Genomic DNA, 13,393 nt, shown 5'->3' with positions numbered 1-13,393 from the left:
CCCATGGACCGGAAGCTGCCCCCTCCTCACTCCGCGCACGACGGTCCTCCCAAGACAGGCCCTGCCGTTTCTCTCTCCGATATCGGTGTCGGCCTTGCGATCCTCGCGGCCTTTGCCCTTGTCGCCTACAACGTGCATTCCAACATGACGGCGGCCGGCATCCAGCCGGGCTTCGGCTTCCTCACCCAGCAGGCGGGCTTCGATCTCAGCGAAACGCTCGTTCCCTATGGCGCGAGCGACAGCTATCTGCGGGCGATCCTTGCGGGCCTTGCCAACACCATCGCCGTAGCCCTCGCCAGTCTCGTCATCGCCTGCATCGCCGGCCTGCTGCTTGGGCTTCTCAGCGTCAGCTCCGCGCCGCTCGCCCGCCTCTTCGCGCTTGCTTACGTCGAACTCTTCCGCAACTTGCCGAAGATACTTGTCCTGCTCGTCATCTTCATCGCCGCGGTGAACGGCCTGCCCGCGATCCGACAGGCATTGGTCCTCGGCCCCTTCACGATCTCCAACCGGGCGATCTACCTGCCTTGGCTTTCCGACGATCCGCGCAACAGGACCTTGCTCCTCGCCAGCCTTGTTCTGGTCCCTGCCTTCATCTGGCTCTGGGCAGGCCGCGCCGCCCGGCGTCAGGCCCTCACCGGCCGGCGTCTGCCCGTTCTGCCCGTCGCGTTTGCGCTTTTCATCGTCGTCCCCGGGGTACTCGCCACCGCGCTGCAAGCGCCGCTCGGTCTCTCGTGGCCGACGCTCGAAGGCTTCTCGGTCGAGGGTGGCATCGCGCTTTCCATCCAGTTCTGTACGGTGGCGGTCGCGCTCGGCCTTTATCACGGCGCGCAGATTGCCGAGGTGCTGCGCGGCGGGATCGAGGCCGTTCCGAGCGGCCAGATCGAGGCGGCGGCGGCGCTCGGCCTCAGGAGCGGCCAGACAACCCGTCTCGTCGTCGTACCGCAGGTGCTGCGCACCGTGGTTCCTCCGCTCAACAACCAGTTCGCAAACCTCTTGAAGAACACCTCCATCTCCATCGCCGTCGGCTATTCCGACCTCATGTCGGTCGCCGGCACCGCGATCAACCAGACCTTCCGGCCGCTGGAAACCATGCTGATCACCATGTCGATCTACCTGCTGCTCTGCCTTGTACTCACCGGAGTGCTGAACCATTGGAGCGCCCGTATCCGCGCGCGGGAAGGGAGGGATGGACGATGAGCGGAGCGACACAATCGATCGGCTTCGGCCGGTTTTCCGCCTGGCTGCGGAGGCATCTTTCCCGACCGGGCGCAAGCCTCCTGTCCCTCGCAAGCGGTGGCCTCGCCCTCACCCTCCTATGGGCCATTGCCGATTGGCTCGTCTTCTCGGCCGTGCCGCCCCTTGCCGATCCGTCCGCCTGTGTCGAGGCCGCGGGCGCCTGCTGGCCTTTCTGGGCGGAGAAATCCCGCTTCATCCTGTTCGGCACCTATCCGTTCGACGAGCAGTGGCGGCCGATGCTCGTCTCGCTCCTGCTGATCGGTCTTTCCATCGCCACCGGCCACATGGCTGTAAGTGGGCGCTGGCTGAACATGAAGCTCACCGCCGGACTCTGGCTGGCGGGCATCGCCGCGTCCTTCGCCCTGATGGGCGGCGGCATTCTCGGTCTCGTTCCGGTCGATGCCACCAGGTGGAACGGCCTGCCGATCCTCCTCATCCTGTCCACCATCGCGCTCGCCCTCGCCCTGCCGGTCGGAGTGCTGCTCGCGCTCGCCCGCTACCAGACACGTCATCGGCTGCTGCACCGCGCCGCCGGCGCCTATGTGGAGATCATGCGTGGCGTGCCGATGGTGACGCTGCTCTTCGTCGGTGTCTTCGTGCTGCCGCTGACGCTCCCCAAGGGCACGGCCATCGATCCGATCATCGCGGTCCTCATCGCCCTCGTCTTCTTCCATGCCGCCTATTTCGCCGAGGATGTGCGTAGCGGCCTCATGGCACTGCCTGCCGGTCAACATGAGGCAGCCTCTTCGCTCGGTCTCGGCTTCTGGCAGACCGCCCGCCTCGTGCTTTTGCCACAGGCAATCGAGCGGGCCATGCCCGCCCTCGTCAACAGCACCATCGGCGCCTACAAGGACACATCCCTTGTCGTGATCCTCGGCCTGCACGATCTCAGCGCCACCGCTCGCATGGCCTTCAGCGATGTCGCCTGGGGCAATCAGGCGCTCGAGGCCTATGTCTTCGTTGGCGTCTGGTTCCTCATCTCCTGCTCCTACCTTTCCTGGATCGGCCGACGGCTCGCCGCACGGGCGGCGAAAGGCCGAAATCGGAGCGCCTGATACCCACGCGGCAGCGACATTCTCTTGCAGCTCCGGCCTGCTGTGTCGACGCCGACTCCCAACATGCCGCTCTCGACGAGCAAATTGTCCGTGGGTTTACTCGGCCGTCAGAAGTCCAAGATCACGCCCTTGGCATAGGCCCACGGCGGATCCGGTAGCGTGCCGGCACAGAAACGTTGGCGCCCACCACCGGCCCGACTGTGCTGCTCGGACGCCGGTCAATCTGCAGGCAACCCGGCAGCGATCATCAGGCCCACGAGGCGTTCGGTCGCGTCGAGATAAACCGGACTGGTGTTCTTGGTGGGCGGTGGCAGATTGCGCGCTGTCGAACCCGGCCTCAGCGTCATGGCCTGCGCCAGGGCCGCCCTGGCTTCGTCCGTTCGGCCCAACTGCTGATAGGCCGCGGCCAGCAGGGAGGCACCACGGTCGCGGGCGGCGTGCTCCAAATCGGCAATGGCGGTGTGGCGGGCTCGATTGCCGGCGATGTCGTCAACGACAGCGTGCTCGCCTTCAACCGCAGCGATGCGTTCACTCTCGCCGGCGCCATTTCCGGCAGCGGCGCTGTACGGCAGATCGGTACGGGCACCACGATCCTGACGGGCAGCAACAGCTACACCGGCGGCAGCACGATTTCAGGCGGCACGCTGCAACTCGGCAACGGCGGCGCGACCGGCTCGATCACCGGCAATGTTGTCAACGACGGCATTTTGGCCTTCAACCGCAGCGACGCGGTCACCCTCGCCGGCGCCATTTCGGGTAGCGGCGTGGTGCGGCAGATCGGTACGGGCACCACCATCCTCACCGGCAGCAACACCCATACCGGCGGCACGACGATTTCGGGCGGCACGCTGCAACTCGGCAATGGCGGCGGGACCGGCTCGATCCTGGGCGATGTGGTCAACGACGGCATTTTGGCCTTCAACCGCAGCGACGCGGTCACCTTTTCTGGCGCCATCTCGGGCAATGGCGCGGTGCGGCAAACCGGTTCAGGCACCACCACCCTGACAGGCACCAATACCTACACCGGCGGCACGACGGTTTCAGGCGGCACGCTCCAGATCGGCAATGGCGGCACGACCGGCTCGATCCTGGGCGATGTGGTCAACGACGGCGCGTTCGCCTTCAACCGCAGCGACGCGCTCACCTTTTCCAGCGCGATTTCGGGCAGCGGCGCGGTGCGGCAGATCGGTTCAGGCACCACCATCCTGACCGGCAGCAACAGCTATACCGGCGGCACCACGATTTCAGACGGCACGCTGCAACTCGGCAACGGCGGCGCGTCGGGCTCGATTATCGGCAATGTCGTCAATGACGGCGCGCTCGCCTTCAACCGCAGCGATGCCTTCTCTTTCGCAGGCGCCATCTCGGGAAGTGGAGCCGTACGACAGATCGGTACGGGCACCACCATCCTGACCGGCAGCAACAGCTATACCGGCGGCACGACGATTTCAGGCGGCACGCTGCAACTCGGCAATGGCGGCGCAACCGGCTCGATCACCGGCAATGTCGTCAACGGCGGCGTGCTCGCCTTCAACCGCAGCGATACGTTCACTTTTTCCGGCGCCATCTCGGGCAGCGGCGCTGTGCAGCAGATCGGATCAGGTACGACCGTCCTGACCGGCAGCAATAGCTATACCGGCGACACCACTGTCGCGGGCGGCCAGTTGCAGTTCGGCGACGGCAGCGCGGGCGGAAGCAATACGCTCGGCGGCAAGCTGACCGTGACCGGCGGCACGCTGGCGATCCAGGCGCCGGCGGCCGTGGACGTCGCACAGACCGTGAACTTTGCCGACAACACTGCGCTATCCATCGTCGCGGGCACGAACAACCCCGGGCTGTCGGCCGACAGTATCACGATCGGCAATGGCGTCGGCTTCAACATCGGCGGCATCAATGACGCGAGCCAGCTCGACAAGGTGCTGATAGACACCCGCTCTGGAATCAGCGGTGACTTCGCCAACGTCAGCGTCGGCGGCTTCAGCGGCGCAGTGGACTATCTCACCATGTCCGCCCGCAAATCAGCTGACAACCGGCAATATCTCGCCAGCTACGGTCTGAGCTGGACCGCCGCCAACAATCTCGCCCACGGTACCTTCACGCTGACCAATGCCACCGACAGCTTCACGGTGGGCGCGGCACTTTCCGACCAAGTGGCGAACCCCGCGACGGGCTGGAACGGCACGTCACTGACCAAGGCCGGCATGGGCACGCTCACCCTGACCGGCACCAACAGCTATGGCGGCGGGACGACGATCTCGGGCGGCGTCTTGCAACTCGGCAATGGCGGTTCGACCGGATCGATCCTGGGCGATGTCGTCAACGACGGTGTGTTGGCCTTCAACCGTAGCGATGCGGTCACATTCTCGGGCGCCATCACGGGCAATGGAGCGGTGCGGCAGATCGGTACGGGCACCACGATCCTGAGGGGCAGCAACAGCTACACCGGCGGCACAACGATTTCGGGCGGGGTCTTGCAACTCGGGAACGGCGGTGCGGCCGGCTCGATCCTGGGCGATGTAGTCAACAATGGCGTGCTCGCCTTCAACCGCAGCGATGCAGTTACTTTCTCCGGCGCCATCTCGGGCAACGGTGCGGTACGGCAGATGAGTACGGGCACCACGATCCTGACGGGCAACAACAGCTATACCGGCGGAACGACGATTTCAGGCGGTACGCTGCAACTCGGCAACGGCGGCGCGACCGGATCGATCGTCCGCGACGTCGTCAACAATGGCGTGCTCGCCTTCAACCGCAGCGATGCGGTCACTTTCGCCGGCACCATCTCCGGCAACGGCGCGGTGCGGCAGAACGGTTCCGGCACGACGGTCCTGACCGGCGACAACAGCTATACTGGCGGCACCACGGTCGCGGGTGGGACGCTGCAACTCGGCAACGGCGGCGCGGCCGGCTCGATCATCGGCGACGTCGTCAACCATGGCGTGCTCGCCTTCAACCGCAGCGACGCGGTCACCTTCGCCGGCGCCATCTCGGGCAGCGGCGCTGTGCGGCAGATCGGTTCAGGTACGACGGTCCTGACCGGCAACAATGCCTATATGGGCGACACCACCGTCTCCGGTGGGCGCTTGCAGTTCGGCGACGGCAGCGCCGGCGGTAGCAACGCTCTGGGCGGAAACCTGACCGTGACCGGTGGCACGTTGGCGATCCAGACGCCGGCGACCCTGACCGTCGAGCGGGCAGTCACCCTCGCCGACAACACCGCGCTGTCCATCGTCGCCGGCACGAACAGCCCCACGTTGACCGCCAACCGCGTCACGATCGGCAATGGCGTCGCCTTCAACATCGGCGGCATCAACGATGCGAGCCAACTCGACAAGGTGCTGATAGACACCCGCTCTGGAATAAGCGGCGACTTCGCCAGCGTCACCGTAGGTGGTTTCATCGGCACGGTGGACTATCTCACCGTATCCGGCCGCAAATCGGCAGACAGCCTGCAGTACCTCGCAAGCTATGGGCTGAGCTGGACCGCCGGCAACAATCTCTCCCATGGCACCTTCACGCTGACGGATGCGGCCGACACCTTCACAGTCGGAACGGCGCTCGCCGACCAGACGGCAAATCCCTTGCTTGGCTGGAACGGCACGTCGCTGGCCAAGGCCGGCGCCGGTGCGCTCACTCTTAGCGGCGACAACACCTATAGGGGCGGCACCACGATCGTGGGCGGTGTGCTGTCGATCTCGCGCGACGCCAATCTCGGTGCAGCTTCGGGCGGCGTTTCCTTCACCGGCGGTGCGCTTGCGACCACCGCGAGCTTCGACACTGCTCGCTCGATCGCCCTGACGCAGGCGGGGCGCTTCGACATCGCCGCCGGAACCGAACTCGGGCTGACGGGCGGCCTGTCGGGCAACGGCGACCTGATCAAGCAGGGCAACGGCACGCTGCGGCTCGACAACGGCGCCAACGCCTACGGCAACACGCTGGTTGCGGCCGGTACGCTGATCGGCAATGCCGACTCGATCTCGGGCAAGGTCGGCAACGCCGGAACGGTCGTCTTCGATCAGACGACCAACGCCGCCTTTGCCGGCGACATAGGAGCACTCAATGGCTCGGGCGGCCGGATGATCAAGCGGGGCGCCGGTGCTCTGAGCCTGACCGGCATGTCGTCACTCGATTGGACGGTCCAGGCGGGAAGGCTCGTTACGTCGGCCGAGCGCTTCGGCGGCAACACAGCCCTCGCCGCGGGCGCTTCCCTGACGTTCGACCAGGCCGTCAACACCAGCTATGGCGGTGTGATTTCCGGCAGTGGCAGCTTCGCAAAGGCTGGCGCGGGCCTTCTCACCCTGACGGGCAATTCCTCCGCTTTTTCCGGGGCGACAACGGTCGAGAACGGCACGCTGGCGGTCAACGGCTCACTTGGCGGCACCGTCGACGTCCTGGCCGACGGCCGCCTTCAAGGCAGCGGTGCGGCGAGCAACGTGCGCGTTTCGGGCACGATCGCCCCGGGCAACTCGATCGGCACGCTCAACGTCGCCGGTAATCTCACCTTCAACTCCGGCTCGATCTACGAGGTTGAAGTGAACGCGGCCGGCCAGTCGGACAGGATCGTTGCCAGCGGCACGGCGACCATCGCCGGCGGCTCGGTCAAGGTGCTGGCGGACACGGGCAGCTATGCGCCGGAGACAAAGTACACAATCGTGACCGCCAATGGCGGTCGGAGCGGCAGCTTCAGCGGCGTGAGCTCGAACCTCGCCTTCCTCGATCCTTCGCTCAGCTACGACGCCAGCAACGTCTATCTGAAGCTGACCCGCAACAATATCGACTTCTCCAGCGTCGGTGCAACGCCGAACCAGATCGCCACCGGCGACGGAGTCGAAAGCCTTGGGAGAGGCAATCCGGTCTACAACGCCATCACAAACCTGTCGGCACCACAGGCACGAAACGCCTTCGACCAGCTCTCGGGCGAGATCCACGCTTCGGCGAAGTCGGCGCTCATCGAAGACAGTCGCTTCGCCCGCAATGCCATCAACGAACGCCTTCGCGCGGCCTTCGACAGTGCCGGCGCTTCGAACGGCACGGTTACGAGCTATGTCGGCGGCAAGCCGGTCGCGGTCGAGGCGACAACCGATCGTCTGGCGTTCTGGAGCCAGGGCTTCGGCTCCTGGGGGCACACGGATGGCGACGGCAACGCAGCACGTCTCAACCGCTCGACGGGTGGATTCTTCGCTGGCGCGGACGTCCCGGCGTTCGACAAGTGGCGCTTCGGCGCGATCGCGGGCTACAGCCACACCAGTTTCGACGTGAAGGAACGCTCCTCCTCCGGCTCGAGCGAAAACTATCACGCCGGCCTCTATGGCGGCGCCAGCTGGGGCGATCTCGCCTTGCGGACCGGTGCTGCCTACACCTGGCACGACGTCTCGACCTCGCGGAAGGTCACGACCCCCGGGTTCAGCGACACTCTGAGCGGCGATTACGACGCCAGCACGGCGCAAGTCTTCGGCGAACTCGGCTATGGCTTCGCCATGGGCACGGCTCGGCTCGAGCCCTTCGCCAATCTCGCTCACGTCAGCGTTCATACGGATGACTTCGCCGAGAGGGGTGGGGCGGCGGCACTCGGCAGCAAGGGCGACACGGCGGAATCGACGTTGACGACACTGGGTCTTCGCGCCTCGAGCACCTTCGACCTCAACGGCGCGGCCGTAACGGTCAACGGCATGGCCGGCTGGCGCCACGCCTTCGGCGATACGGTGCCGCTTTCGACGATGCGCTTTGCCGGAGGCGGCGACGTCTTCCTGACCGCGGGGGTTCCGATTGCTCGCAACGTTGCGGTGGTCGAAGCCGGCCTCGACTATGCGCTGTCGCCAAACGCAACGATCGGCGTGACCTATGCCGGCCAGTTTGCCTCAGACATCGCCGACCAGTCCGCCCGCATCAACCTCAACGTCAAGTTCTGAAGGTGAACCCAATTGACTGTGACCAAAGACAAGCATCGCCCGCAGCGCACGACCGAGCGAAAGGCGCTTGCATGACGCGCAACAGCATTCGCCACCTTGGGCTCACTTCCACATCGCTCGCGATTGCCGTGGGCGTGGCGCTGTATCTCGTGCCGGAGCTCGCGTCTTCGACGCCGAGCGGTGCAGCACCCGTTACCGCCGGCCACGACGACCCGGCTCCACAGCGTTTCCAGCTGGCTCAGGCGCAGACTGAGAGCCGAACCGCTGGCGGTAAAGCAGCATCGTCCTTGCCGGGAGGGGCATCGTCGCTGAACGAGACCTATCAGGACTGGAGTGTGGCCTGCGTACAGGATACGAGCGCAAAGCGCTGCGTGCTGTCGCAGGTCCAGGCGCAGCAGAACGGACAACGCCTGCTGGCGATCGAACTGAATGCACCGTCGGCAAACTCTGTGTCGGGCACGCTGGTCCTGCCGTTCGGTCTGGCGCTCGAGCCCGGCGTCACCTTCCAGATCGACGACAAGCCGGCGATGCAGCCCGTGCACTTCCACACTTGCCTCCCGGTCGGATGCCTCGTTTCAGTGACCTTTGACACCCCAACGCTGGTCGCGCTGCGCGCCGGCGCGGCGCTTAGGGTCAAGGCCGTCGCTGTTGGCGGGGCAGCGGCTCCGCTCTCGATCTCCTTGCAAGGTTTCGGTACTGCGCTTGACCGCGTGGCGACGCTGGCGCGCTAGGATAGGCCGAACCCGTAACATGCGTGTGGCCCGTATGCGTGTGGCAAGTGATCTCCTCGAGATTTCGTTCCGCAATCGGTGATCTCGGGTGTCGCTTCGGAAGCGAGGAGGCTTGGTGTTCCCGCGCCGGGCCGACTATTGCGGGGTGCCGCGGGAAGTCCTGCGAATACGGCACTTGGGAAGCTTGGCTCGAGTTCTTCTTGAACGTCTCCAATGACGCAATTGGCGTCATAGCTTCAGGTGTTCGCTGAAAGTCTCAAAGGCGGGGTCACCGGACGCTCACTGTACATCGGTCACTCACGCCACTGATTTCCGTCTCGTTCGGTGGGCTTAACGCCCGGCGCGGGCCTGAAATCCAGCACACGATTGGCTACGCGATCAGCGCGTCGGTGCCTCGTTGCCAGCAAGTGACGCCAGGCCAACCGCTACTGAACCGTCGGAGATTCCGCAGAAGTAAGATCTCGGTTAATCGGCGCAAGCGACGCAACTTTGCCAAGTTGGACAACCTCGGTCGCCTCACCACGTCCGCGCAGCCAATGCTCGCCCATCGGGATCGTAGAAAAGCTGTCGTCGAGCCTTGAGGCGGTCTCTCTGGAAAGGGCAATGCAGGCGGGTGCATCCGGCATCGCCATCTTGCCCACTTCCAGGAGCCGCTGGCTGATGTTCACCGTATCGCCCACGATCGTGTAATTGACCCGGTCGGACGCGCCGATATTGCCGACAATGACAAGGCCGGTGTGGATGCCGATGCGCACTCGAAGCGGTGGCCGACCTTCCGCCGCTCCCTTGATATTGTCGTTCTCCAGTTCTTCGCGGATGATTGCGGCCGCACGGACTGCGGCAGCGGCATGATCCTCCAGATGATCCGGGGCGCCGAAAAATGCCAGCATGCCGTCGCCGAGAAACTTGTCGACGGCGCCGCCGTTCGCATCGACCGCGCGGCAAAGAATGGCAAAATGGTGGTTGAGGAGCCGCCCTGCAGCGGCGGCATCCATCTGCTCCGACAACGTCGTGAAGCCGGCGATGTCGGTGAACATGACGGTGACGACTGCTTCGCGCGGTTCGGCAATCCCCATCTGTCCGCTGCGCACCAGCTTGGAAACAAGAGAGCGCGGCACGTAGGTGGAAAACGCGCGAAGACCCACAAGCATCGCATTGAAGGCAGAGGCCTGCTCATCCAGTTCCAGAACCCTGCTGCGCGGCAGCGGCGTTACATCGTCAAGTTCGAAGTTGGCAACGCGCGACGCCTGGCCGGCGATCGCTTGTATAGGACGAGATAGACGCCGCCCCAACAGGACGGCAACCACGACCGCTGCGGCCATGGCGCCAAGGCCCAGCAGCGCCGACCCCATGACACGTTCGATCTCGTCGCCTATCTGTCCGGCCTCGAAATACGCCCCGATGGTCCATGGCCGTTCACCGTAACCAGCGATCCTGCGCGTGATAGCGATGTAGCTGTCCGCTCCCGACAGTGAGGCAGACGCAGCTTGATCGTCGATGCTGATCTCGGCGACCTCGATATCGCGGCCGCGCTTGGCGCTGAATTCCGTCTCCGTCGTCCGCTCGCCGTAGCGCGCAAGCACCGGGTCGCCGAATGCGACAAGTGGCGTCAGCGGCCGCGTGACCGAATTTGGATCGGCTAGGCGAGGGTCTGCCAGGACGGTTCCGTCGCCATCCAGGATGAAGGCATGTGTACCGAAGCGCGACGACAATTCTCGGGTGATTTCCGACAGCTTGCGCAGCTCCACGGCGGCGATCACCCAGCCTCGTGTTTCTCCATCACGCTGAAGCGGGGTCGAGACATTGGCGAACAGGCCGTACTCGTTGGCCACGAATGCGCCCCACTGACGCCCATCGAGCTGACGCCGGCCTTCAAGGGCAGCGCGGACCTGAGGAGATTTCTCGGGAGCAGCCGGAAGATGCCGGATCTCATTGGCGGGAAAGTCGCGCCCGCCACGGGCAGCACCTCTGCATTTCAAGTCGGCGGTGCACACCAGCATCGCATTTGCGCCGGGCGTCGCCGAGAGCGCACCGGCAAGGGCTGCCGACATTTTCGCATCGTCGATCTCAAAATCGCTCTGCGCGTAAAGCTGCGCGACGCCGGCCACCGCATTCTCTGCGCGTCCCATTTCGGCGCGCAGAAGGTCTTCCATTGCATCGACCAGAAGCGTCGACTGAGCGCCGAGCAGATCCAAGGTATTGCGCACGTTAGCGCCTACCGACAACGCCAGAACGCCCCCCACAGACACAAACACCAGCGCGCCGAAGCTCAACGCCATGAGCGCGGCGATCGGGATCCGGCGCCGGTCAGTACTGCGCCGGGCCGCATTTGTTGATGGTTCGGAGGTGCTCATGCACTCAATGTCATCGAGTCCCCCGGATTTGCAAGCCCACCCACCCTGCGGCAAGTTTGCGTCCTCCGCGCCGGTCTTGAGCCGCACATTGGGCGCGGGCTCCGGCAACGCCTGCCCGGCGCACAGCCCCTCGGCAACGGGCAGGCAGTGTCAAGATGGCCGGAGAGCCGGCAGGTAAGGTCCGGCCCAGGCATCCTAACGCTCGGCAGAACCGTTGCAGGCCGCCTCGAAGGCGCTGATCCATAGGGTAGCCGCCTCTGGGCCGTCTGATGCGGACGTTTTCGACCAAACTCCGGTCGCTGTCGTCAGCGTAGCTTTGGTCGTGGCACGATCAAGGGCGTTGCGGAAACCGGGTCGTCAATAATCATGCATGAGAGCCCGAAGACGTCCTCCACCAGCTTTGGGGTTATGATCTTGGCCGGCTCACCCTCGGCGACGATGGCGCCATCGCGCATCGCTATCATATGGGTGGCGTAACGGCAGGCGTGATTGAGGTCGTGAAGCACCGCCACCAACGTTCGGCCACGGTGACGGCTGAGATGCTGGCAGAGATCCAGCAGTTCGATCTGGTGGGCGATATCGAGGAAGGTTGTCGGCTCATCCAACAAAAGGATCGGCGTTTCCTGCGCCAACACCACGCCGATCCAGACACGTTGACGCTGACCGCCGGAGAGTTCGTCCACCGGTCGATCTGCGAGATCGGCGACTCCTGTCAGCTCCATAGCCTCCCATACGGCCGCTTCATCCGCCTTCGACCATTGCCTCAGAAAGGACTGATGTGGATAACGCCCCCGCGACACCAGATCGAAAACCGAAATCCCCTCCGGCGCCACTGATGATTGCGGCAACAGTCCGATCCTGCTCGCCACGGCCTTTGCTGCGTATTTGCCGATCTCCTTGCCATCAAGGACGATCTGCCCCGAACTGGGCGACAGAAGGCGCGCCAGTGCCCGCAGCAAAGTGGACTTGCCACTGGCATTGGGGCCAACGATCACCGTGAACGAGCCATCGGGTATGCCGACCGAAAGGTCGGCGGAGATGATCCGCCGTTCGTATGCCAGCGTGACGGCCCTTGCGTGAAGCCGAGGATTATTGCTCATGACCTTCTGATCTCCCGCAGCAAAAGCCCGACAAAGTAAAGCCCGCCGATGCTGACCGTCATGGTGCCGACCGGCAGCGGGGATGCAAACGCATGTTGAGCCAGCCAGTCGGCCGCAAGCAGCATGAGCCCGCCCACAAGCGCAGACGATGCCAGCGGAACACCGGGCGCATGCGCCAGCCGTCGGGCGATCTGGGGCGCGGCGAGTGCAGCGAAGGCTATCGGCCCCGAAACTGCGGTGACGGTTGCCATCAGGGCCACGCCCAGCAACAGGAGGGCAAGGCGTGTGACGCCGGCGGAAACACCGGTGGAAACGGCGAGATCGTCGCCAAGTTCGAGCTGCCGCATTGGGCGGGCCAGAGCAATGGTAAGGGGCATTAACGCAAGGAGAACGGCTGCGACGAGGTTGACATCGGATTGACCGAGGCCGTTCAAAGTCCCCGCCCCCCAAATCGCCGCAGCAAGTGCTGCCGGCAAGTCTGCCTGGCGCATCAGCCAGAGATTGAAAGCGCCGAGCATCGCGGAAACACCGATCCCAACGATGATCAGTCGGAAGCCCTGGATGCCATTCTTCCAGGCAAACGCATAGACAATCATGGCCGTCGCCAAGCCGCCGATGACCGCACCAACCCCCATCTCCTGCGGCCCGCCGCCAAGGATCAGCATCGCGACGAGCGCACCGGAATAGGAGCCGGTGGAAAAACCGATGACGTCAGGGCTGCCCAGCGGATTGCGTGTGAGCGACTGAAAGATGGCGCCGCTGAGGCCGAGAGCCATGCCCAGCAGCAAGGCCAGCAGCACGCGCGGCAGACGCCATTCCACCACGACCATTCGCACGTTCGGCGAAGCCCCGCCCACCAGCGCCGCCCAGATATCGGTAGCGGCCACAGGCAGTCTTCCGCTCGACAGCGACACAAGCATCAACACCAGCGCGAGCCCTACCAGTACCGCAAACAGCATGGCCGCACGCAAATTCAGGCGAAATGAGACCTGCTCGCTCAAGCAGCGA

At 64.6% G+C, this 13,393-nt stretch carries 8 protein-coding genes; 4 read left to right on the top strand and 4 right to left on the bottom strand.

What is annotated here, in order from left to right; all coding sequences use genetic code 11:
* Positions 1–3: 3 nt before the first annotated feature.
* The gene (locus tag AC07UR_RS31285) at positions 4–1,197 is read left to right on the top strand and encodes an ABC transporter permease subunit (RefSeq protein ID WP_209792635.1); all 1,194 of its coding nucleotides are present in this window, start codon (positions 4–6) and stop codon (positions 1,195–1,197) included.
* On the top strand, positions 1,194–2,291 hold the full coding sequence (locus AC07UR_RS31280) for an amino acid ABC transporter permease (protein WP_209792637.1): 1,098 nt from the start codon (positions 1,194–1,196) through the stop codon (positions 2,289–2,291). The genes AC07UR_RS31285 and AC07UR_RS31280 overlap by 4 nt, the downstream gene beginning before the upstream one ends.
* A 218-nt stretch (positions 2,292–2,509) precedes the next feature.
* Here AC07UR_RS31280 and AC07UR_RS31275 read toward each other — a convergent pair whose 3' ends face one another.
* Complete coding sequence (locus AC07UR_RS31275) at positions 2,510–2,737, bottom strand: hypothetical protein (protein WP_494700355.1); 228 nt, start codon at positions 2,735–2,737, stop codon at positions 2,510–2,512.
* On the opposite strand from AC07UR_RS31275, the gene AC07UR_RS31270 reads away from it, so the two are divergent.
* Together AC07UR_RS31270 and AC07UR_RS31265 are read left to right on the top strand one after the other, a co-directional pair.
* On the top strand, positions 2,729–8,200 hold the full coding sequence (locus AC07UR_RS31270) for an autotransporter-associated beta strand repeat-containing protein (protein ID WP_209792640.1): 5,472 nt from the start codon (positions 2,729–2,731) through the stop codon (positions 8,198–8,200). The genes AC07UR_RS31275 and AC07UR_RS31270 overlap by 9 nt on opposite strands.
* A 71-nt stretch (positions 8,201–8,271) precedes the next feature.
* Positions 8,272–8,931, top strand: a complete 660-nt coding sequence (locus AC07UR_RS31265; protein ID WP_209792642.1) for an invasion associated locus B family protein — start codon at positions 8,272–8,274, stop codon at positions 8,929–8,931.
* 425 nt (positions 8,932–9,356) lie between these two features.
* On the opposite strand, the gene AC07UR_RS31260 is transcribed toward AC07UR_RS31265, so the two are convergent.
* The 3 genes from AC07UR_RS31260 to AC07UR_RS31250 all read right to left on the bottom strand — a co-directional run bounded on the left by AC07UR_RS31260 (position 9,357) and on the right by AC07UR_RS31250 (position 13,344).
* Positions 9,357–11,138, bottom strand: coding sequence for an adenylate/guanylate cyclase domain-containing protein (locus tag AC07UR_RS31260; RefSeq protein ID WP_494700354.1), 1,782 nt, complete (start codon positions 11,136–11,138; stop codon positions 9,357–9,359).
* Positions 11,139–11,590: 452 nt separating this feature from the next.
* Positions 11,591–12,385 (bottom strand): ABC transporter ATP-binding protein, encoded by a 795-nt coding sequence (locus AC07UR_RS31255; protein ID WP_209792644.1) that lies wholly within the window; start codon positions 12,383–12,385, stop codon positions 11,591–11,593.
* Positions 12,382–13,344 (bottom strand): FecCD family ABC transporter permease, encoded by a 963-nt coding sequence (locus AC07UR_RS31250; protein ID WP_209792646.1) that lies wholly within the window; start codon positions 13,342–13,344, stop codon positions 12,382–12,384. Before AC07UR_RS31250 ends, AC07UR_RS31255 begins: the two co-directional genes overlap by 4 nt.
* Positions 13,345–13,393 lie beyond the last annotated feature (49 nt).

It is taken from the genome of Ensifer sp. GW821-FHT05G01, from assembly GCF_059419585.1.
The sequence above is the reverse complement of the archived record's forward strand: the minus strand, read 5'-3'. Positions and strand labels throughout refer to the sequence as shown.

What these genes read in the sequence shown, in the direction of transcription:
- AC07UR_RS31285 (WP_209792635.1), top strand. Translation starts at nt 4, where the DNA reads ATGGACCGGAAGCTGCCCCCTCCTCACTCCGCGCACGACGGTCCTCCC.
- AC07UR_RS31280 (WP_209792637.1), top strand. Translation starts at nt 1,194, where the DNA reads ATGAGCGGAGCGACACAATCGATCGGCTTCGGCCGGTTTTCCGCCTGG.
- AC07UR_RS31265 (WP_209792642.1), top strand. Translation starts at nt 8,272, where the DNA reads ATGACGCGCAACAGCATTCGCCACCTTGGGCTCACTTCCACATCGCTC.
- AC07UR_RS31255 (WP_209792644.1), bottom strand. Translation starts at nt 12,385, where the DNA reads ATGAGCAATAATCCTCGGCTTCACGCAAGGGCCGTCACGCTGGCATAC.
- AC07UR_RS31250 (WP_209792646.1), bottom strand. Translation starts at nt 13,344, where the DNA reads ATGCTGTTTGCGGTACTGGTAGGGCTCGCGCTGGTGTTGATGCTTGTG.